We start from the raw sequence: 21,562 nt of genomic DNA, 5'->3' as shown, positions 1-21,562 counted from the left end.
ATTGAATGCGCCCCATTTTTCGTTACAGCTTCAAATCAGAACGCCGGCACGACCGCGCCTTTGTACTTCTCGAGAATGAAGGCTTTCACTTCCGGGCTGTGCAGCGCGGCAACCAGTTTCTTCATGTCTTCGCTGTCCTTGTTGTCCGGGCGGGCAACGAGGATGTTCACGTACGGCGAGTCGCTGCCTTCGATGACCAGCGCATCCTTGGCCGGATCGAGCTTGGCTTCCAGCGCGTAGTTGGTGTTGATCAGCGCCAGGTCGACCTGGGTCAGCACGCGCGGGATGGTCGCGGCTTCCAGTTCGCGGATTTTCAGGTCCTTGGTGTTCTCGGTGATGTCCTTGACGGTCGACAGGATGTTGTTCGAATCCTTCAACTTGATCAGGCCAGCCTTGGCCAGCAGCAACAGCGCACGGCCGCCGTTGGTGGCGTCGTTCGGGATCACCACGTTGGCGCCGCCCGGCAGTTCGGTCAGCGCTTTGTATTTGCTGGAGTAAGCACCCAGCGGTTCCAGGTGCACGCCGGCCACGGAAACCAGATGGGTGCCCTTGGCCTTGTTGAACTCATCGAGGTACGGCTGGTGCTGGAAGAAGTTGGCGTCCAGACGTTTCTCGGCCACTTGTACGTTCGGCTGAATGTAGTCGGTGAAGACTTTGACCTTCAGGTCCACGCCTTCTTTGGCCAGGGCCGGTTTCACGAATTCGAGGATTTCTGCGTGCGGGACCGGGGTGGCCGCGACGGTCAGGGTGTCGGCATGGGCGGAAAAGGCTGCAACGGCAGCAAACGCGACGAGTAGTTTTTTCATTCAGCTAACTCCTTGTGAATATCCGCTTGCGGCGCCTGTTTGCGGCGCCCGCCAGCAAATGGCCTGCTCATAAATTATTTGCGCGAAAAGTGTACGACCAACTTGTCGCCAACGGTTTGCAACACTTGAACCAGCACCAGCAGCAACACCACCGTGACGACCATCACGTCAGTCTGGAAGCGCTGGTATCCGAAACGGATCGCCAGGTCACCCAGACCACCCGCGCCGACCACACCGGCCATCGCCGTGTAGGACACCAGTGTAATAGCTGTCACCGTAATCGCCGCGAAGATGCCCGGACGGGCTTCCGGCAGCAAGGCATTGGTGATGATCTGACGTGTCGTCGCGCCCATGGCCTGGGTCGCTTCGATGATGCCGCGATCCACTTCACGCAAAGCGGTTTCCACCAGACGCGCGAAGAACGGCGTGGCACCGACCACCAACGGCGGAATCGCACCGGCGACACCCAGCGAAGTGCCGGTGATCAACACGGTGAACGGGATCATCACAATCAGCAAAATGATGAAAGGCAATGAACGCAGGATGTTCACCGCCAGCGACAACATCGCGTATACGCCTTTTGCTTCCAGCAACTGACGCGGGCTGCAGAGAAACAACAGCACGCCCAGCGGCAAGCCCAGCAAAACGGTGAACAACAGCGAACCGCCGAGCATCAGCAGAGTGTCGCCGGTGGCCAGCCAGATTTCGAACCAGTCGATATTGGAGAAGAAACTTGTCAGGGCGTCCATCAACGCAGCACCTCCATGTGGACATCAGCCGCGGTGAAGCGGGCAAACGCCGCCTCCATGTCGCCGCCGGTGACTGCCAGGGTCAATTGCCCGTAGGGAATGTCTTTGATGCGGTCGATACGACCGGCCAGGATGCTGTAGTCCACGCCCGTTTCCCGAGCGACGGTTCCCAGCAATGGCGCGTAGGTCGCTTCGCCCTGGAAAGTCAGACGCACGATACGGCCCGGCACGTGAGCAAAATCGTCGCGCTGTTCGCTGTCGTCGATCTGCTCGTCTTCCTGCACGAAACGCTTGGTAGTCGGGTGCTTGGGATGCAGGAACACCTCGGCGACCGAACCTTGCTCGACGATCACGCCAGCGTCCATCACGGCCACCTGGTCACAGACGCGACGGATCACATCCATCTCGTGGGTGATCAGGACGATGGTCAGCTTCAACTCGCGATTGATCTCGGCCAGCAATTGCAGGACCGACGCTGTGGTCTGCGGGTCCAGGGCGCTGGTGGCTTCATCGCACAGCAGGATTTTCGGCTTGGTCGCCAGGGCGCGGGCGATGCCGACGCGTTGCTTCTGGCCACCCGACAACTGCGCCGGGTACTTTTTGGCGTGGTCGGACAGACCTACCCGCGCCAGCAACTCGGCCACACGCTGGTCGATCTCGCTGCGCGACAGTTCACCCGCCAGGGTCAGCGGCAACGCGACGTTGTCGGCCACGGTCTTGGATGCCAGCAGGTTGAAATGCTGGAAAATCATCCCGACCTGCTGACGGAAGCGTCGCAAGCCGTTGGCGTCCAGCGCCGTGACTTCTTCGCCGTCGACGATGATCTTGCCGCCACTGGCGTTCTCCAGGCGATTGATCAGACGTAGCAGGGTACTTTTTCCCGCACCGGAATGACCAATCAGGCCGAAGACCTGACCGTTCTCAATCGACAGACTGGTCGGGTGCAGGGCGGGAATATCCTTACCGGCGACGCGGTAGGTTTTGTGGACGTTTTGAAACTCGATCACGTAGCGAACCTTGTGGGGCGCGTTGAAAAAGGATCAGCGGTTAGCCGGGCGCGCATTTTAGCCTGTCCGTATAGAGGTTATTAGCATTTATTCCGCATTCAACCTTCGATTTGGCAATAACGCGATCAAAGGTCAGAAAAAAGGAACGGCTAAAAACCCCATCAGTCATTAATAAGGCAACTCGAAAACGCCCCCGGTGCCGTGCCTGGGCCTGCATAAACTTCCTGGCTACGGCAGGAATCGCAACTAGGAGTCTACGACTGATGAGTACTAAAAAACCTGCCGCCCCCAAAAGCGCTCTGGCCGGAACCGATACCCTGGACCGCGGCAACACCAATACCAAGCTCGACAGCCTGGAAAACTTTCGTTCCGACGCCACCGAACAGGCCCTGCGCACCAACCAGGGCGTGAAGGTGTCGGATAACCAGAATACGTTGAAGGCCGGCGCTCGCGGGCCGTCGCTGCTGGAAGACTTCATCATGCGTGAAAAAATCACGCACTTTGACCATGAGCGCATACCAGAGCGCATCGTCCATGCCCGCGGCACCGGCGCTCATGGTTACTTCCAGAGCTATGAAAACCATTCAGTGCTGACCAAGGCTGGCTTCCTGCAGGATCCGGGCAAGCAAACCCCGGTGTTCGTGCGTTTTTCCACCGTTCAGGGTCCACGCGGGTCAGGCGATACCGTGCGCGACGTACGAGGTTTCGCCGTGAAGTTCTTCACCGACGAAGGCAACTTCGACCTGGTGGGCAACAACATGCCGGTATTTTTCATACAGGACGCAATCAAGTTTCCTGACTTCGTTCACGCGGTAAAACCCGAGCCACACAACGAGATGCCTACCGGCGGCTCGGCGCATGACACTTTCTGGGATTTTGTCTCGCTGGTGCCCGAGTCGGCACACATGGTGATCTGGGCAATGTCCGACCGGGCGATCCCGAAAAGCCTGCGCAGCATGCAGGGCTTTGGCGTGCACACGTTCCGGCTGATCAACGCCGAGGGCAAATCGCGCTTCGTCAAATTCCATTGGCGCCCGACTGCCGGCACGTGTTCGCTGGTGTGGGACGAAGCACAGAAGCTCGCCGGCAAGGACACCGACTATCACCGGCGCGATCTCTGGGAGTCCATCGAGATGGGCGATTACCCGGAATGGGAGCTGGGCGTGCAGATCATCGAAGAGGAAAACGAACACAGTTTCGACTTCGACATCCTCGACCCGACCAAACTGATCCCGGAAGAACTGGTACCGATCACGCCGCTGGGCAAAATGACGCTGAACCGCAACCCGGACAACTTCTTCGCCGAAACCGAACAAGTCGCCTTCTGCCCGGGACACATCGTGCCGGGGATCGATTTTTCCAACGATCCGTTGCTGCAAGGTCGGCTGTTTTCCTACACCGACACGCAGATCAGCCGACTCGGCGGGCCGAATTTTCACGAGATCCCGATCAACCGTCCGGTGGCGCCGTTCCATAACGGCCAGCGGGATGCGTTGCACCGCACCACCATCGACAAGGGTCGTGCGTCCTACGAGCCCAACTCCATTGATGGCGGCTGGCCGAAAGAGACGCCGCCAGCCGCTCAGGACGGCGGCTTCGAGAGTTATCCGGAACGCATCGACGCCAACAAGATCCGTCAGCGCAGCGAGTCGTTCAGCGACCACTTCTCTCAGGCGCGGCTGTTTTTCCACAGCATGAGCAAGCACGAGCAGGAACACATCATCTCGGCTTACAGTTTTGAGTTGGGCAAGGTGGAGCGAGAGCATATCCGGGCGCGCGAAGTGAACGAGATCCTCGCCAATATCGATCTGGAACTGGCCAAACGCGTGGCGCAAAACCTCGGCTTGCCCGCTCCGAAAGCCGGGACGGTCGAAGTGCGCAAAGTCACACTGGATCGCTCACCCGCGCTGAGCCAGGCGAACTTGCTACCGGGCGATATCAAAACCCGAAAAGTGGCGATTCTGGCGGCCAATGGAGTTGATGGCGCAGCTATCGATGCCATGAAGAAAGCGCTGATGGCAGAAGGCGCGCATGCCAAATTGCTTGGCCCGACTTCGGCGCCGGTGACCACCGCTGACGGCAAGTCACTGCCCGTGGATGCTTCGATGGAAGGGCTGCCTTCGATTGCATTCGACGCGGTGTTCGTGCCCGGTGGCGCGGCATCCATCCAGGCGTTGAGCGGTGATGGCGTGGCGCTGCACTACGTGCTGGAGGCTTACAAGCATTTGAAGGCAATCGCGCTGCAAGGCGAGGCGAAGCAGTTGCTGGATGTGCTGAAGCTGGAGGCTGATGCAGGGTTGATCGTGGGGACGGATGCCAAGTTGATCAAGCCGTTTTTCGCCGCGATCGGGCAGCATCGGGTGTGGGATCGGGAGCCTAAGGCCAAGGCGATTCCGGCTTAAGGTTTTGTATCGATAGCAAGGACGCTATCGCGAGCAGGCTCGCTCCCACAGGGTTACAGGTTGACCACAAATCCACTGTGGGAGCGAGCCTGCTCGCGATGCTTTCAGGGTTTACGCGGACTCAAAACCATCTGCGCCGGAATGTTGCGCAGGATCTGTTTTTCCAGATTCAGATCAAACCCCGAGTCCAGCTTCTTCACTCGCTTGGTCAACAACGTCGCCAACCAAGGGTAGTCCTGCGTACGTGGCGCCTGAATGCTGACATCACACTGATAATTCACCACATCGGCGGCGATAGCGTCGAGTTGCCGACGAAGTTTGCCCATGTCGGTGAGATTCAACGCAACCGTGGTGCTTTCAGCCGTCGGATCAATCACTTTTGCCTGCGGCTTGGCTTCGGCAGCCTTTAGCGCTGCTTCGGCTTTATCCAGTTCAGCTTTGCGCGCATTGACGATGGCATTGTTGACCCCGCCGGTCAGCGCCGGCGCCTTGGGCATCAACGCGCGAGCGCGGCTCAACGCTGTCGCGGCAGCATTCACATCACCTTTTTGCAGCACGATGCGACTGCGCAACAGGTAGGCTTCAGCCAATTGACGCTGGTATTGCTCAAGGGATTGATCGTTGGGTGACTCGGCCTGCAAGGCGCCCAATTGACCTTCGGCAGTGGCCAGTTCGCTGCTGGCGAGACTTTGCTCAAGCTGTGCGATGGCCGTGGCCCGCGCATCAGTGGCCTCGGGGGCCGCCGGTGGCGTGCTTTGGCATGCGCCCAGTAGCAGCGAAAATGCGACAAGGAGCAGATAACGGGAGGCGAACGGCTTCATTCCTGCGACTCTCTATTTGCGCAAAAAACGAGCAAGTCTACACCCCTCGACGGGGCAGGACAAAACTCAGCAGAAACAGTGCGGCGGCCGTCACAACAATCGATGGGCCCGCCGGGGTGTCCTTGAACCACGACAACGCCAGCCCGCCACACACCGCGAGCATGCCCAGCAGGCTCGCGCCCAGTGCCATCTGTTCCGGTGACCGGGCGTGACGTTGTGCCGCAGCGGCGGGGATGATCAACAGCGATGTAATCAGCAACACACCGACAATTTTCATCGCCACCGCGATCACCACGGCGATCAGCAACATCAAGGTCAGGCGCAGCGCCGGCACGGGCAAACCTTCTACCCTGGCCAGTTCTTCATGCACCGTGATCGCCAGCAATGGCCGCCACAACGTTATCAGCAAAGCCAGAACAGCGGCGCTGCCCCCGAGAATCCATGCCAGATCGGTCGGGCTGATCGCCAGCAAATCGCCGAACAGGTACGCCATCAGGTCGATCCGCACTTCGTGCATGAAGCTTAGTACGACCAGCCCCAGAGAGAGCGTGCTCGGTGCGAGAATTCCCAAAAGCGTGTCGGACGCCAGCGGCTGACGCTGTTGCAAGGTCACCAGCAACACCGCCAACAGCAAACAACCGACGGTGACCGCCACCGTCGGACTGACATCCAGCAGAAAGCCCAACGCCACGCCGAGCAAAGCGGCGTGGGACAACGTGTCGCCAAAATAAGCCATGCGCCGCCAGACCACGAACGAACCCAACGGGCCCGCCACCAGCGCCAGTGCCAGACCTGCAAGCAGGGCGTAGAGCAGAAAATCAGCCATGCTTGCAGCTATCTCCGTGAACGTGAGGTTGGGCCGACGGGGCCGCGCTGACCACCGAACCATGCAGATCATGCGCGTGGTCGTGATGGTGGTGATAAATCGCCAGGCTTTGGGCGTTCTTTCCGAACAGCTCGACGAAAGCCGGATCGCCGCTGACCTGCTCGGGATGGCCGGAACAGCAGACGTGACGGTTGAGGCAGACCACTTGATCGGTGGTGCTCATCACCAAATGCAAATCGTGGGAAACCATCAACACGCCGCAGCCGTGACGGTCACGCAGACGGGTGATCAGGCTGTACAACTCGGCCTGACCGGCCACGTCTACGCCTTGCACCGGTTCATCAAGCACCAGCAATTCAGGCTCGCGCAACAGCGCCCGGGCCAGCAGCACGCGCTGCATTTCACCGCCGGAAACGCTTTGCACCGGGCTATCGATCACCTGTTCGGCGCCGACTTCCTTGAGGGCGGCCAAGGCGCGAACACGATCCACGCCCGGCACCAGGCGCAGAAAGCGCAACACCGACAGCGGCAGCGTCGGATCGACGTGAAGTTTTTGCGGCATGTAACCAACGCGCAGTTTCGGCTTGCGCCATACGCTGCCGCTGTCCGGCTTCAACAGACCGAGCACCGCACGCACGAGGGTGGTTTTGCCGGCACCGTTGGGGCCGATCAGGGTGACGATCTGCCCCGGCTCGACGCTCAGCTCGATGTTATCCAGCACGTTTTGCCCGGCAAACGTGACAGCAACCTGCTCAAGGCGGATCAGCGCGTTGCTCATCAAACCCCCTGGCAACCCGAGCAAAGGCCGACCACTTCAACGGTCTGGCCTTCGACAACGAACCCGACATCCTTGGCGCTGGTGACAATCGCGTCGCTGATGGATTTCTGTTCGAGTTCGATGGCGGCGTGGCATTCGCGGCAGATCAGGAACTGGCCCTGGTGCGCGTGTTCCGGGTGATTGCAGCCGACAAAGGCGTTCAGCGAGGAGATGCGGTGCACGAGGCCGTTTTCCAGAAGGAAATCCAGCGCACGGTACACGGTCGGCGGCGCGGCGCGGCGGCCGTCCTGCTCACTGAGCACCGCAAGGATGTCGTAGGCACCCAACGGCTTATGGCTTTGCCACACCAGTTCCAGCACCCGCCGGCGCAGGGCGGTCAGGCGCAGGCCTTGACGTGCGCACAAGGCATCGGCCTCAGACAGTGCGCTATGCACGCAATGAGAGTGGTCGTGGGGACGGCTGGCAATCGGTGTTTTAGGCATGAGCGGCGACGAGTTTTGTGAGAGACGTTATTATGTTACCCGTTCTCGCCTCTACGAGTGGTCATCGTGTCCCGACTTTTTTCTGTATTTGTCGCATTTGTCGCCAGTTTTCTGCTGATCGGTTCTGTCCAGGCCGACGTCAAAGTCCTCACCAGCATCAAGCCGCTGCAGTTGATTGCCGCTGCGGTACAGGACGGTGTGGCGATTCCGGAAGTGCTGCTGCCGCCGGGAGCTTCGCCGCATAACTATGCGCTGCGCCCGTCCGACGTACGGAAGGTGCAGTCGGTGGATCTGTTGTACTGGATCGGGCCGGGCATGGAAGGTTTCCTGCCTCGCGTACTGAATGGTCGTACGCTACCGAGCGTTGCCGTGCAGGATTTGCCGGGACTGAAATTGCGCCGTTTCGCCGAAGACAGTCACTCGCACGCCGAAGAAGCCGACGAGCATGATCACGATCACCGTCCGGGCAGCCTGGACGCGCATTTGTGGTTATCGCCGGTCAACGCTCGGGTGATCGCAGCGAAAATGGCCGCGGACCTGAGCTCTATCGATCCGGACAACGCGGCGCGCTATCAGAGCAATCTCAAAGCATTTGATGACCGTCTCGACGCGTTGGACCTGCGCTTGAAGGCGCGGCTGGCGAGTATCGCAGGCAAACCGTACTTTGTGTTCCATGAAGCGTTCGACTACTTCGAAGACGCTTACGGCCTCAAGCACACTGGTGTGTTCAGCGTCGCCGCCGAAGTGCAGCCTGGTGCCCAGCACGTCGCGGCGATGCGCTCCCGTTTGCAGGAAGTGGGCAAGACCTGTGTATTCAGCGAACCACCGTTGCGGCCGCGCCTGGCGGAAACGCTGGTGGCAGGTTTGCCGGTGAAACTGGCGGAGCTGGATGCGCTGGGCGGGTATACGCCGGCGACTGCTCAGGGGTACGAGCACATGCTGGAGAAGTTGGGGAATGATTTGGCGGGGTGCCTGGAGTCGTTGTAGTCCAGAAAATCGTGTCGCCCCAATCGCGGGCAAGCCACGCTCCCACAGGGCCTGTGTCGTTCGCCAATATTGTGAACAACACAGGCCCTGTGGGAGCGTGGCTTGCCCGCGATGCTTTTAGAGGGCGAACGGCAACGGCGTACTGACCTTCTGCCGCTGCGCCAATCGCAATTGAAACTCCATCGGATCGTGAATCAACACGTCCTGCCCGGCGAATGTCTCTGCGGCAATCAATCGCGACAGCCAAAACCGCACACAGGCCACACGCAGCATGGTCGGCCACAACTCGGCCTCGGCAGCGGTGAAGGGTCGCAACGCGGCATAAGCCCCCAGCAACGCCCGCGCTCGTGGGCCATCGATCAACCCGTCGTCGTCCGAACACCAGTCGTTCAAGGCAATCGCCACGTCGTAGAGCATCGGCCCCGAGCACGCGTTGTAGAAGTCGATCAACCCGGTCAGGTGCGTGCCTTCGAACATCGCGTTGTCGCGGAACAGGTCCGCGTGGATGTTGGCCCGTGGCAGCGCCAGGATTTTCTCTTTTTGCTGTGTGATTTCGTCCAGCGCCCGCTGCAGCAAATCGCTCTGCTCGGCATTCAGGTGCGACAACAGCTGCGTGCCCTCTTCCAGCATCCAGTCCAGGCCGCGGTCGGTCTTGCGCTTGATCATGTTGGCCTGGGTTGCCAGATGCAGGTGTCCGAGCAGCTCACCCACTTGGGCGCAATGCTGTGCGTTGGCGACCTTGATGTGCTTGCCAGCCAGACGCGGCTGCAACAACGCAGGCTTGCCGGCCAGTTCGCGCAAGGCGATGCCGTCGGTGGTGCGCAAGGCATAGGGCACCGGCAGATCGGCTTCATGCAGCACGTCCAGCAATTCGATGAAGAACGGCATCTCCTGAACCGGACCGCGCTCAACCAGGGTCAGGACAAATTCGCCCTGCTCCAGGCTGATAAAGAAGTTGGTGTTTTCGCTGCCGGCAGCAATCCCCTGGAAATCAAGCAGGCGGCCGAGGCCGTAGGGGGCGAGAAAGGTTTCCAGCTCGGGCCGAGCCAGCGGGGTGAACACAGACATGTTTTAACTGCCAGTACGGGCGCCGCTGCTTGAGCCAGCGCCGATTGAAATTAAGAAACTACTTCCACTCAAAAATCTTCCACGACGGAATCAGCATATCCGGCTGATCCGAGCGGATGAAGTTCGCATCCGACCCGTCCGCGCGTACCAGGAAATACGGCGGTGCATTCTTCGGCGTAACCTTGATCGCATACAGGAAACCGTTTTGGCGGTACTCCTGAATGACTTTGTCCCCTTCCGTGCGGATCGTGACTTCCGGCTCCGGAGTCGGTGCATCATCCGCCGCCATGACGGCCAGTGGAACGGTTGCAAACAAGCCAGCCAGCAACAGGCGATTGAGTGTGCGCATGATAACCTTGTCCCTTTGTCGTCAACGGTCCCGCTATTCTAGCGCCTGACCCGCCGAAAAGGTTGATCCTGCTCATGAGCCAAGCCCCCCTCGTCCTGGTGGACGGTTCTTCTTACCTGTACCGCGCCTTTCACGCCCTGCCACCGCTGACCACGTCCAAAGGTCTGCCGACCGGGGCGGTCAAAGGCGTGCTGAACATGCTCAAGAGTCTGCGCAAGCAGTACCCGGACAGTCCGTTCGCCGTGGTGTTCGACGCCAAGGGCGGGACATTCCGGGACGAAATGTTCGCCGAGTACAAGGCCAACCGCCCGAGCATGCCCGACGACATGCGCGTGCAGATCGAACCGCTGCATCAGAGCGTGATCGCCCTGGGCTTCCCGCTGCTGTGCGTCGAAGGCGTCGAGGCCGATGACGTGATCGGCACCCTGGCGCGCAGCAGTGCTGCCGCTGACCGCCCAGTGATCATCTCCACCGGCGACAAGGACATGGCGCAACTGGTCGACGGCCACATTACCTTGGTCAACACCATGACCGGTAGCAGCATGGACGTTGAAGGCGTGAAGGAGAAATTCGGCGTCGCTCCCGAGCAGATCATCGATTATCTGGCACTGATGGGCGATTCGTCCGACAACATCCCCGGCGTTCCGGGCATCGGCCCCAAGACCGCTTCCGGTCTGTTGGTCGGCGTAAACGGCGGCCTGACCGAGCTGTATGCCCAGCTCGATATCGTCCCGACCTTGCCGATTCGCGGTGCGAAAACACTGCCGGCCAAGCTCGAAGAGCACAAGGAGATGGCTTTCCTCTCCTATCAGTTGGCAACGATCAAGATCGACGTGCCGCTGGACATCGGCCTTGATGACCTGCAAATGGGCAAGCCGGATCACGACAAGCTCGCCGAGCTCTACACCCTGCTCGAGTTCAAAAGCTGGTTCGAAGAAAACCAGCGTGACGCCAAGCGTTCCGGCCAGGAAGTCACCGCGCCGGTGGTTGAAGAAGCGGCCGTCGAGAGCGAACTCAAATACACCACGATCCTCACCCAGGCCGATTTCGACCTGTGGCTTAAGAAACTCAACGACGCCAGGCTGATCGCATTCGATACCGAAACCACCGGCATCGATGCGCAGCAGGCGCAACTGGTCGGCCTGTCGTTCGCGGTACAAGCCAACGAAGCCGCCTACATTCCTCTGACCCATTCCTACATGGGCGTGCCGGATCAGCTGGATCGCGACACCGTACTTCGCGCGCTGAAACCGATTCTGGAAGATCCGAACAAACTCAAGGTCGGCCAGCACGCCAAGTTCGACATGAACATCCTGGCCAACTGCGCCATCGGCGGCGATCAGAGCTGCGGCATCACCGTGCAAGGCATCGCCTTCGACACCATGCTCGAATCCTACGTGCTGGACTCGACCGCGACCCGCCACGACATGGACAGCCTGGCGCTCAAGTACCTGAATCACACCACCACCAGCTTCCAGGACATCGCCGGCAAAGGCGCCAAGCAGCTGACCTTTGACCAGATCTCCCTGGAACTGGCCGGCCCGTATGCCGCCGAGGATGCCGACGTAACGCTTCGCCTGCATCAAACCCTGCAGGAAAAGCTCAATGCAATTCCGAGCCTGAGCAAGGTCCTGAGCGACATCGAAATGCCGCTGGTGCCGGTGCTTGCGCGAATCGAACGTCAGGGCGCGTTGGTCGACGCCAACCTGCTGGGCATCCAGAGCGTTGAGCTGGGCGAAAAGATGGTCGCGCTGGAGCGTGAGGCATTTGCCATCGCCGGTGAGGAATTCAACCTCGGTTCGCCGAAGCAATTGGGCGTGATCCTGTACGAAAAACTCGGTCTGCCGATCCTCAGCAAAACCGCCAAGGGTCAGGCTTCAACGGCCGAAGCGGTGCTGGCGGAACTGGCCGAGCAGGATTACCCGCTGCCCAAAGTGCTGATGCAATACCGCTCGATGAGCAAACTGAAAAGCACTTACACCGACCGCCTGCCGGAGCAGATCAACCCGCGCACCGGGCGGATTCACACGTCTTATCATCAGGCTGTCGCGGCGACGGGACGTTTGTCGTCCAGCGATCCGAACCTGCAGAACATTCCGATCCGCACCGCCGAAGGTCGGCGGATTCGTCAGGCGTTCGTAGCGCCAAAAGGCTACAAGCTGCTGGCCGCGGACTACTCGCAAATCGAACTGCGAATCATGGCTCACCTGGCCAAGGACGAAGGTTTGCTGCACGCCTTCCGCAATAACCTGGACGTACACAAAGCCACCGCCGCCGAAGTGTTCGGCGTCGAGCTGGCAGAGGTCACCACTGATCAGCGCCGCAGCGCCAAGGCGATCAACTTCGGTTTGATCTACGGCATGAGTGCGTTTGGCCTGGCCAAGCAGATCGGCGTCGATCGCAAACAGTCCCAGGCGTACATCGACCGCTATTTCGCCCGCTATCCAGGCGTTCTTGAGTACATGGAGCGCACCCGCGCCCAGGCGGCCGAGCAAGGTTTTGTCGAGACCCTCTTCGGTCGTCGTCTGTACCTGCCGGAAATCAACGCGAAAAACCCGGCCCTGCGCAAAGGCGCCGAACGCACGGCGATCAATGCGCCGATGCAAGGCACGGCGGCGGACATCATCAAGAAAGCCATGGTGGCTGTGGATAACTGGCTGACCTCATCAGGTCTCGACGCCAAAGTCATCCTGCAGGTACACGATGAGTTGGTGCTTGAGGTGCGTGAAGACCTGATCGATCAGGTTCGTGAGGAAATTCGCGTGCACATGAGCGAAGCCGCGAAGCTTGATGTGCCGCTGCTGGTCGAGGTTGGCGTAGGCAATAACTGGGATGAGGCTCACTGATCTACAGGATCGTAATGCTGCGGCATAGTGCCGCGGCAGACGGCCGAAGGGCGCTTATTTCGGATAGCGATCCGGCTTATTTCAAATGGTTTCTGAAACGCCGGAACTAAACCTGTGAAGTGCCACTCAGAGTTACTGAATGGCTGGTGAAGCCCTTCAATGCTCCTATGTTGTGTTAAGTGTTGGCAGATATCTGGACCCCGCCCTAGCGGTCCGGAACTTGGACCCCGGAACTTCCCCCTCCCCATAAGAAGTCCGGGGTTTTTTTTGCCTGCGATTTACTGCTCGACGGGCTCCGCGCCCTTGTCCGCCAGCTCCATCCAGCCCGCCAGTACAGTGTAGGCGTCTTCCAGGCCCAGACGTTTTGGCGCCGAAAACAGTTGAATGGTGATCGCATCACCCCAGCCTTTGCGGATATCCGACTGCACCTTGAGCAGGACGTTTTTCGCCGCGCCGTAGGTTAGTTTGTCCGCTTTGGTCAGCAGAATGTGCATCGGCATGCCACTGGCGACGGCCCAATCGAGCATCAGCAGGTCGAAATCGGTCATTGGATGACGGATGTCCATCATCAAAATCAGGCCTTTCAAACTCTCGCGACCACCCAGATAAGCTTCCAGGTGACGCTGCCAGTGCAGCTTCAACGGGATAGGTACTTTCGCGTAACCGTAACCTGGCAGGTCGACCAGACGCCGATCATCGTCTAGCTTGAAGAAGTTCAAGAGTTGCGTGCGACCCGGGGTTTTCGAGGTCCGCGCCAGGCTGGCATGCGTCAGGGTGTTCAACGCGCTGGATTTACCGGCGTTGGAACGCCCGGCGAAGGCCACTTCAAAGCCTTCGTCGTCGGGACATTGGTCGACTTTGGCAGCGCTGAGCATGAAGGTGGACTGTTGGCACAGGCCGAGGATGGGGTTCTTGAGTTGCATGGGATTTCCGATGTGGGCGGCGCCGGGAATGGACGCGGCAAGCGGTGTCGTTTCCGTTTCAGTGACGCCAGTATATAATGCCGCAGATTTTGTGTGCGCTTTGTCCCAGCGTAGGATGAAGTTCACGAGAGCGATTGACCTTGATTGCGCATTAGAACGCACAACGCTCTCAACCCTGAAAAGGTCGTTTTATGACGAAATGGCTGCTAGCTGCCGGTGTCTTGATGCCGCTTTACAGCGCTCAGGCTACACAGGATCCGGAAGCTGTGTACAACCGTGTTTGTGGTGCCTGTCATTCCGGCCAACTCCCCATGGCGCCCAGAAAGGGCGATCAGGAAGCTTGGACGCCGAGGTTGGCGAAAGGTATGGAGACGCTGGTGCAACACGTGACCCAGGGTTTCAAGGCGATGCCGCCGCGTGGTTTGTGCATGGACTGCAGTGCCGAGGATTACCAAGTCATCATCCAGTGGATGAGCGAGTGATCCCGGTCCATAACTCTTTAACCCTTAGCCGTAGTTGGATTAGCTGATGAACAAATTGATCGTGAGTCTGCTGTTGACCGTGGGGATTTCCGGTATTGCCCATGCTGCAGGTGATGCGACTGCTGGTCAGGCGAAAGCCGCAGTATGTGGCGCCTGTCATGGCCCGGATGGCAACAGCATGGCGCCTAACTTTCCGAAACTGGCAGGTCAGGGCGAGCGTTATCTGAACAAGCAGCTGCACGACATCAAGTCCGGCAAACGCACGGTACTGGAAATGACCGGGCTGCTGACCAACCTGAGCGATCAGGACCTGGCCGATATCGCCGCCTACTTCGCCAGCCAGAAAGGCAGCGTTGGCGCCGCCGATCCGAAAGTCGTGGCTCGCGGTGAAGCATTGTTCCGTGGTGGCGACATTGCCAAGGGCCTGCCAGCCTGCACCGGCTGCCACTCGCCTAATGGCGCAGGCAACGCGGCCGCCGGCTTCCCGCACCTGGGTGGCCAGCACGCGCAATACATTGCCAAGCAGCTGACCGACTTCCGCAAGGAAGAAGGCGGTCGTAGCAACGATGGCGACACCAAAACCATGCAGACCATTGCCAAACGCCTGAGCGACGAAGACATCGCTGCGGTGTCCAGCTACATTCAGGGCCTGCACTAAGACCGGCGGATAGGGCGTTATGCGAGGTGTACATCTCCTGCAACGTTAACGCTCTATTAATCCGTCGCAGCAAGTATAAAAAGGGTGGCTCAGGCCACCCTTTTTTGTGCCTGCTGCCGTTACACTACAGAACTCAAGCCCGCCACGACCTGTCTGAAAACAGGTCGCGCGAGGCGACCAAAATTGTCCAGGAGTAAAGCATGCGTAATCTGATCATCAGCGCCGCACTCGTCGCTGCCAGCCTGTTCGGCATGACTGCCCAAGCCGCCGAAGCACCTGCCGCCCCTTATGTCGAACTGAGCAATCCGGTTCCGGTTGCAGTGCCTGGCAAGATCGAAGTGGTGGAGCTGTTCTGGTACGGCTGCCCGCATTGCTACGCGTTCGAGCCAGTGATCAACCCTTGGGTCGAGAAACTGCCTTCCGACGTGAATTTCGTGCGCATTCCTGCGATGTTCGGCGGCCCATGGGACGCACACGGCCAGATGTTCCTGACCCTCGAAGCCATGGGCGTCGAGAGCAAGGTGCACGCGGCGGTCTTCAATGCGATCCAGAAAGAGCACAAGAAACTCGTCGACAAGAATGAAATGGCCGACTTCCTGGCGACTCAAGGCGTAGACAAGGACAAGTTCCTGGCGACCTTCGATTCCTTCGCCATCAAGGGCCAGATCAACAAAGCTCGCGAGCTGGCCAAAAAGTATGAAATCTCCGGCGTTCCAACCATGATCGTCAACGGCAAGTATCGCTTTGACGTGGGTTCTGCCGGCGGCGCCGAGCAGGCGTTGCAACTGGCCGACAAACTGGTCGACAAAGAGCGGGCCGCTAACAAGGCTGCTGCCAACTAAGCGCGGCGACTGCCATGCGCCGCTGGGGAACTGAACGCGTCGTAGGCCTGCACGATCCGCGGGTCAACGAACATCACCTGGAATCGACGGGCTTGCCCGCAGACAGCCGTCTGCGCTTGCTCAGCTTCAACATCCAGGTCGGCATCAGTACCGAGCGCTATCGGCACTACCTGACCCGGGGCTGGCAACACCTGTTGCCGCACACCGGGCGTGCCGACAATCTGCAAAAGATCGGCAATCTGTTGGGCGACTTCGATCTGGTCGCCCTGCAGGAAGCCGATGGCGGCAGCCTGCGATCCGGCTACGTCAATCAAGTGGAACACCTGGCGCAACTCGGCGCCTTCCCCTACTGGTATCAACAACTCAATCGCAACCTAGGTCGCCTCGGCCAGCACAGCAATGGCGTGCTCAGCCGTCTGCGCCCGTGGGCGATCGAAGATCATCCGCTGCCGGGGCCCAAGGGTCGCGGAGCGATTCTGGTGCGCTTCGGCGAAGGTCCGGAAGCGCTGGTGGTGGTCATGATGCATCTGGCGCTGGGTGCACGTACCCGCAGCATGCAACTGGCTTATATCCGCGAGTTGATTGGCGGCTATAAACACCAGGTGCTAATGGGCGACATGAACACTCATGCCAGTGACCTGCTGCAAAACTCCGCGTTGCGAGACCTCGGTCTGCTCGCGCCGCAACTGGAGGCGACCTTCCCCAGCTGGCGCCCGCAGCGCTGCCTGGACCACATTCTGCTGAGCCCGACCCTGACACTGGAAAAGGTCGAAGTGCTGGCACAACCTATTTCCGATCACCTGCCGGTCGCGGTAGAGATTCGTCTGCCGGGTTCGCTCACGGCCGATGCATTCCCCGCGTTGAGTCCTGCCCCTCGCGGAACCCCTGAATGAGCGACGAAGCACAGCGCTGGAAAGAGAAATACCTCAAAAGCATCGAACAACAGGAAAAACTCGAGCGTCGCTGGGACGCCAGGCTCGACCTGCTGCGCCGGGGTTTGGTGCGCAGTACATTAGCGGCCGAAGGCACCGACCGCGCAGTAGACCAGTGCATGAAAGAAATGCGTGAAGTCATCCGCACCAACGATATGGATGCGGGTCTGGCGGCGCTGCTTCCACGACTGGAAAAAGCTGTACTCGACTCCGAACAGCGTCGCGAAACCCGGGTCAATCAGACCAGTGCCGCCCTGACCTCGCTGGTTGCACAACTGCAAACGTTGCCGCTGCCCCGGGAAGTGAGCCGGCCACTCAAGAACTTCGCCAAAACCCTGGAAGGACGCGTCAGCCAGGCGCGCGAGATCCCGTTGCTGCTCAGCGAACTGAGCGGCCTGCAGGGCAAAGCCTTGAGTCAGCTGGAGAATCCGGCAGAACCTGGTCGTCCGGGTTTACTGCAACGATTGTTCGGCAGTCGTGAAGCGGATGAAGCCACCCCGCAAGCGGCGGCGCCTGAGGCCCAGGTGTCCGCTCCGGTGCCTGTCGAAACCATGGCTGCTTTGCCTGCCGAGGCGCCACGAGTAACCGTCGAATCCTCGCCAGCCGTTGCAGAGCCACCAGCGACCGTGCCCGAAGCCGAAACCGCTGCCGAGCCGCAGGTGATCGAGACGCCAATAGACACCCCGCCGCCCCCGACGGTCGTGGCGTTTGTGCCACCAGTGCTTGAACCCCTGCAAGCGCCCGAACCGGAAACACCGGCACAACCGGAGGCTCAACAACCAAACCAGCCTTCACCCGCCGCAATCACACCGGTTGTCGAGGCTCAACCGACCGGCAATCCCGATGAACTGACTCCGGTGGTGTTTCTCGACAGCCTGCCACTGCCCTCGGCCATGGCCCAAGCGCTGGCCGCCATCGATCCGGAACAGCCAGAACACGATATTCTCTACGCCCTTCCGGACTCGCCCGAGCCATCCTACAGCTCAGTGGCCAAGCACATCGAAGACACGCTACTGGGACTGCTCGACGACTTGTCGCTGCCCGAGCGTCACCGCCCCCAAGCCGAAGCGATGCGTGATCGCCTGCGAAACGGTTTGAACTGGTACGAACTGCTGCCGATCCTCGATGACCTGGCAACCTTGATGCTGGCAATCAACAACAGCGGCCAGCACGAGTTCGAAGTTTACTTGCAGCAACTCAACGAACGCCTTGAGTCGTTCCAGAGCAACTTGCAAGCCGCCAGCGATGGCCATGACGACAACCGATCGGCCGCTCGGCAAATGGACACGCAGATCCGCGAGCAAGTCGACGGATTGCAGAGCAGCATGCAGGACGCCGCAGACCTGGAGGACCTCAAGCACGTGCTGGAGAACCACCTCGAAGGCCTGCTCGGTACCATGGACCAACACCAGAAACAGCGCGACGAACGCGAACAGGAAGTGGCCGTCCGCCTCAAAGGCCTGGCCGAACGGGTGGCGCACATGGAGCAGGAAGCCCAGGGTTATCGCGAACACCTCGAAGAGCAACGCCAGAAAGCCTTGATCGACCCGCTGACCGGGCTGCCGAACCGGGCGGCCTGGAGCGAACGGCTCGACCACGAAATCCAACAGTGGCAGCAGCACGGCAACACCCTTCTGCTGGCCATGCTCGACCTCGACCATTTCAAACGCATCAACGATAACTATGGCCACCTGGCGGGCGACAAAGTACTGAAAATCATCGCCACGGTGTTGCGCAAACGCCTGCGTGGGACAGATTTCATTGCCCGCTTTGGCGGAGAAGAATTTGTCCTGTTAATGCCCGCCACAGCGCCGGCCGTCGGCGCGAAACTTCTGGAAAGCTTGCGCGCGGCGATCGAAGCCTGCCCGTTTCATTTCAAAAGTGAGCCGGTGACCATCACTATTTCCATGGGACTGACAGCGTTCAAGCCCGGCGAACACAGCGATGTGGTGCTTAAAAGAGCCGATCAGGCGCTGTACCGTGCAAAACATGCTGGCCGTAACCGAGTGGAACTGGGCTGACAGCCAATTGTTCCATTTTGTTTAAAAGTTCGCGCCAACCATTCTCGCGCCAGGCAGTACGTTACACTGTTGCATTACTGTCTCGCGTGTATTGCCTTCTGCCATGAAATATCTTGCTCTCATCGTGTCGCTGATCCTGTTGGCCGGCTGCACCAGCGGTCCCCGGTTCGACACCAGCCATCCCTCTGTCAATCACGACAGCCGCATTCAGTTCGTGGTGGTGCATTACACCTCCGCCTCGCTCGAACGCTCGCTGCAATTGCTGACCCGTGGCGAAGTCAGCAGCCACTACCTGATCGGCGACGATACAAACGCCACCCTCTATAAGTTGATGGATGAAAGCCAGCGGGCGTGGCACGCCGGTGAAAGTGAGTGGCAAGGCCGTACCTGGTTGAACTCCAGCTCCATCGGCATCGAAATCGTCAATCCGGGATTCAAGGAAACCCCGACCGGCGGGCGCTACTGGTACCCCTACAGCGAAGCCCAGGTCCAGTCTCTGATCGTCTTGCTCAAAGACATCAGCAAGCGCTATGCCATCAACCCACGCAGCATCATCGGCCATAGCGACATCGCTCCGCTGCGCAAGCTTGACCCGGGGCCGCTTTTCCCCTGGAAACGTCTTGCCGCCGAAGGCCTCGGCGTCTGGCCTGACGAGCAGGCTGTGGCGCGTCAACAAACCCGTTTCGATTTACAAATGCCGAGTATCAGCTGGTTTCAGGGGCAGTTGGCCCGCCTGGGGTATGCCACGCCACAAACCGGTGAACTGGATGTGGCGACGCGTCATGTGATCGCAGCGTTTCAAATGCATTTCCGACCGTCGCGCTTCGATGGCCTGCCAGACGCGCAAACCGCCGCACTGCTTCAGGTGTTGAATCAGACAAAATAATGACGCCCGCCCGACGGTCCGGGCTTTTTCCCAATCAGCAGCTATAACTCATTGGTAATTCTTCGGATATTCCCATATGCCTGCTGCTCGAGAGACACTTCGTAGCTGGTTCTATCGCCCCTGGTTTTTGGCGATACTGGCTGCTGCCTTGAGCACGACATTGCTGATGACCGGCAGCCTTTTCATGGCCTTGCATCAGGTCGAGCAGAATGAAAGCCTGGAAATGAATGCCCAGGGCGAGCGCTTCCTTGCCCGCCTGGAACAGCTTTTCGGACAGCTGCGCGAGAGCCTGGATGATCTCGAAGCTCAACCACTGCGAAGCTGCGACGACGAAATGATCGCGACGTTGCAGCAGGTCACCTTCAATTACCGCTTCGTTTACGAAGCCGCTTATATGGATGCCTCGCGGATCTGCTCGAACCGTCCTCGCCAGGAAGGGCTGTCGCTGATCCGGGCACCGGACATCAAAGGCCCCACCTACAGCTACTGGCTGAACACCACCACCGAACCCGACGAAAACCGGGCCGCGCTGATGCTCGGGCGTGGCAATTTTCGCGTCGCGACGTCTCGCGGGCATTTGACCGACATGGTCGATCTGTCACCGGGAAGCAGCCTTCTGGTGGTACTCGACCACGGCACACGTGCGATCCCGGTTCTGGGATCGTCCCAGGTCTGGCCACCGACCGAACCCTGGCCACCGAAAAGCAGTGATGCCTTGCAGATCACTCAGAGTCACCTCATCTACCGCATGCCGACCAACAACCCAGAGTACCAATTGGTGCTGATCACCCCGCGCACCGGCAAGCATGTGGCGAGCGTCTGGTGGTGGTTACTGCCGGCCAGCCTGGCACTAGGCGTGTGTGTGGGCTTCATGGTGTTTTTGCTGGTGCGCCAGCGGCAGTCGCTGGACGCCGAATTGACCGGTGCGATACGACGAGGCGAGTTGCAGGTGTTGTATCAACCGATCTTCGACCTCGACAGCCGCAACTGTGTCGGCGCCGAAGCGTTGCTGCGCTGGCGTCGGCCGGACGGCACCCTGACCAGCCCCGATCTGTTCATTCCGATGGCGGAGAACACCGGCCAGATCCGCCAGATGACCGACTTCGTCCTGCAACGCCTGCTGGAACAGCTGGGGCAGTTGTTGCGGGCCAATCCGCAACTGTACATTTCGGTGAACCTCGCGGCGTGCGATGTCATGGTGCCGCGAATCGGTCAGGTGATGGCGCGCCTGCTGACTTTGCACCGGGTTGCGGCCAAACAGATTGCCTTTGAGGTGACCGAGCGGGGATTGATTGACGTGGTGGTGGCGCGGGAAAACCTGCAAGCCCTGCGCGATGTCGGGCATCAGGTGTTGATCGATGACTTCGGCACCGGCTATTGCAGCCTCGCCTACCTGCAAACCCTGCCAGTGGACTGCCTGAAAATCGACAAAGCCTTCATCGATGCGCTGGGGCATGACGCCGCCAGCAGTGGCGTGGCACCGCACATCATTCGCATGGCCCAGTCACTGCACCTGAAGGTGATTGCCGAAGGCATCGAGCATGAGGCCCAGGCCCAATTTTTGAGCAGTGAAGGGGTGAAGTTCGGCCAGGGCTGGTTGTTCGCCCATGCATTGAGCGCCGTTCAGTTCATCGAGCTGATTACCCGGGGTAGGCGACTGGCCGGGCGACGCCTTGATGACGAGGCGTAAACGCGCG

At 59.7% G+C, this 21,562-nt stretch carries 20 protein-coding genes; 10 read left to right on the top strand and 10 right to left on the bottom strand.

All coding sequences use genetic code 11. From position 1 onward, the window contains the following. Positions 1 to 35: 35 nt before the first annotated feature. From Q7W83_RS00180 to Q7W83_RS00170, 3 genes are all read right to left on the bottom strand, one after another. Positions 36 to 806: a MetQ/NlpA family ABC transporter substrate-binding protein gene (locus Q7W83_RS00180; RefSeq protein ID WP_150630699.1), complete on the bottom strand. Its 771-nt coding sequence runs from the start codon at positions 804 to 806 to the stop codon at positions 36 to 38. Positions 807 to 880: 74 nt separating this feature from the next. After that, on the bottom strand, positions 881 to 1,555 hold the full coding sequence (locus tag Q7W83_RS00175; RefSeq protein ID WP_150630698.1) for a methionine ABC transporter permease: 675 nt from the start codon (positions 1,553 to 1,555) through the stop codon (positions 881 to 883). Next, positions 1,555 to 2,562 (bottom strand): methionine ABC transporter ATP-binding protein, encoded by a 1,008-nt coding sequence (locus tag Q7W83_RS00170; protein ID WP_150630697.1) that lies wholly within the window; start codon positions 2,560 to 2,562, stop codon positions 1,555 to 1,557. Before Q7W83_RS00170 ends, Q7W83_RS00175 begins: the two co-directional genes overlap by 1 nt. A 263-nt stretch (positions 2,563 to 2,825) precedes the next feature. Between Q7W83_RS00170 and katE the strand changes: the two genes are divergently transcribed. Then, complete coding sequence (gene katE, locus Q7W83_RS00165) at positions 2,826 to 4,964, top strand: catalase HPII (RefSeq protein ID WP_150630696.1); 2,139 nt, start codon at positions 2,826 to 2,828, stop codon at positions 4,962 to 4,964. A 104-nt stretch (positions 4,965 to 5,068) separates the two neighbouring features. On the opposite strand, the gene Q7W83_RS00160 is transcribed toward katE, so the two are convergent. The 4 genes from Q7W83_RS00160 to zur are packed head-to-tail and all read right to left on the bottom strand — an operon-like array spanning position 5,069 to position 7,871. Continuing rightward, positions 5,069 to 5,785 carry a PA5502 family lipoprotein gene (locus Q7W83_RS00160; RefSeq protein WP_150630695.1) on the bottom strand — a complete coding sequence of 239 codons (717 nt, stop codon included), beginning with the start codon at positions 5,783 to 5,785 and terminating at the stop codon, positions 5,069 to 5,071. Positions 5,786 to 5,822: 37 nt separating this feature from the next. Then, complete coding sequence (znuB, locus tag Q7W83_RS00155) at positions 5,823 to 6,611, bottom strand: zinc ABC transporter permease subunit ZnuB (RefSeq protein ID WP_150630694.1); 789 nt, start codon at positions 6,609 to 6,611, stop codon at positions 5,823 to 5,825. Further along, positions 6,604 to 7,389, bottom strand: a complete 786-nt coding sequence (znuC, locus tag Q7W83_RS00150; RefSeq protein ID WP_150630693.1) for a zinc ABC transporter ATP-binding protein ZnuC — start codon at positions 7,387 to 7,389, stop codon at positions 6,604 to 6,606. The genes znuB and znuC overlap by 8 nt, the downstream gene beginning before the upstream one ends. Next, on the bottom strand, positions 7,389 to 7,871 hold the full coding sequence (zur, locus tag Q7W83_RS00145; protein ID WP_150630692.1) for a zinc uptake transcriptional repressor Zur: 483 nt from the start codon (positions 7,869 to 7,871) through the stop codon (positions 7,389 to 7,391). The genes znuC and zur overlap by 1 nt, the downstream gene beginning before the upstream one ends. 66 nt (positions 7,872 to 7,937) lie before the next feature. Here zur and Q7W83_RS00140 point away from each other — a divergent pair, with 66 nt between their 5' ends. After that, a complete protein-coding gene (locus tag Q7W83_RS00140) occupies positions 7,938 to 8,858 on the top strand; it encodes a zinc ABC transporter substrate-binding protein (RefSeq protein ID WP_473655521.1) in 921 nt (306 codons plus the stop codon). A gap of 117 nt (positions 8,859 to 8,975) precedes the next feature. On the opposite strand, the gene Q7W83_RS00135 is transcribed toward Q7W83_RS00140, so the two are convergent. Next, positions 8,976 to 9,926 (bottom strand): homoserine kinase, encoded by a 951-nt coding sequence (locus tag Q7W83_RS00135; protein WP_150630690.1) that lies wholly within the window; start codon positions 9,924 to 9,926, stop codon positions 8,976 to 8,978. A 58-nt stretch (positions 9,927 to 9,984) separates the two neighbouring features. Then, positions 9,985 to 10,275 carry a DUF2782 domain-containing protein gene (locus tag Q7W83_RS00130; RefSeq protein WP_150654680.1) on the bottom strand — a complete coding sequence of 97 codons (291 nt, stop codon included), beginning with the start codon at positions 10,273 to 10,275 and terminating at the stop codon, positions 9,985 to 9,987. A gap of 74 nt (positions 10,276 to 10,349) precedes the next feature. Between Q7W83_RS00130 and polA the strand changes: the two genes are divergently transcribed. Beyond that, the gene (polA, locus tag Q7W83_RS00125) at positions 10,350 to 13,121 is read left to right on the top strand and encodes a DNA polymerase I (RefSeq protein WP_150654679.1); all 2,772 of its coding nucleotides are present in this window, start codon (positions 10,350 to 10,352) and stop codon (positions 13,119 to 13,121) included. 278 nt (positions 13,122 to 13,399) lie between these two features. Here the strand turns inward: polA and yihA are convergent, their stop codons facing one another. Beyond that, positions 13,400 to 14,044, bottom strand: a complete 645-nt coding sequence (yihA, locus tag Q7W83_RS00120) for a ribosome biogenesis GTP-binding protein YihA/YsxC (RefSeq protein ID WP_150630687.1) — start codon at positions 14,042 to 14,044, stop codon at positions 13,400 to 13,402. 191 nt (positions 14,045 to 14,235) lie between these two features. Between yihA and Q7W83_RS00115 the strand changes: the two genes are divergently transcribed. From Q7W83_RS00115 to Q7W83_RS00085, 7 genes are all read left to right on the top strand, one after another. Next, positions 14,236 to 14,526, top strand: coding sequence for a c-type cytochrome (locus tag Q7W83_RS00115; RefSeq protein WP_150630686.1), 291 nt, complete (start codon positions 14,236 to 14,238; stop codon positions 14,524 to 14,526). Positions 14,527 to 14,572: 46 nt separating this feature from the next. After that, the gene (locus Q7W83_RS00110; RefSeq protein WP_150630685.1) at positions 14,573 to 15,184 is read left to right on the top strand and encodes a c-type cytochrome; all 612 of its coding nucleotides are present in this window, start codon (positions 14,573 to 14,575) and stop codon (positions 15,182 to 15,184) included. A 200-nt stretch (positions 15,185 to 15,384) separates the two neighbouring features. Beyond that, positions 15,385 to 16,026: a thiol:disulfide interchange protein DsbA/DsbL gene (locus tag Q7W83_RS00105; protein ID WP_150630684.1), complete on the top strand. Its 642-nt coding sequence runs from the start codon at positions 15,385 to 15,387 to the stop codon at positions 16,024 to 16,026. 14 nt (positions 16,027 to 16,040) lie between these two features. Continuing rightward, entirely contained in the window at positions 16,041 to 16,919 is an 879-nt protein-coding gene (locus tag Q7W83_RS00100) for an endonuclease/exonuclease/phosphatase family protein (RefSeq protein WP_150630683.1), read from the top strand. Beyond that, a complete protein-coding gene (locus tag Q7W83_RS00095) occupies positions 16,916 to 18,979 on the top strand; it encodes a GGDEF domain-containing protein (protein ID WP_150654677.1) in 2,064 nt (687 codons plus the stop codon). Before Q7W83_RS00100 ends, Q7W83_RS00095 begins: the two co-directional genes overlap by 4 nt. Positions 18,980 to 19,082: 103 nt before the next feature. Beyond that, positions 19,083 to 19,865, top strand: a complete 783-nt coding sequence (locus tag Q7W83_RS00090; RefSeq protein ID WP_150654676.1) for an N-acetylmuramoyl-L-alanine amidase — start codon at positions 19,083 to 19,085, stop codon at positions 19,863 to 19,865. A 76-nt stretch (positions 19,866 to 19,941) separates the two neighbouring features. After that, positions 19,942 to 21,555 (top strand): EAL domain-containing protein, encoded by a 1,614-nt coding sequence (locus tag Q7W83_RS00085; protein ID WP_150630680.1) that lies wholly within the window; start codon positions 19,942 to 19,944, stop codon positions 21,553 to 21,555. Positions 21,556 to 21,562 lie beyond the last annotated feature (7 nt).

This window comes from Pseudomonas sp. 300 (assembly GCF_055803035.1).
The sequence above is the reverse complement of the archived record's forward strand: the minus strand, read 5'-3'. Positions and strand labels throughout refer to the sequence as shown.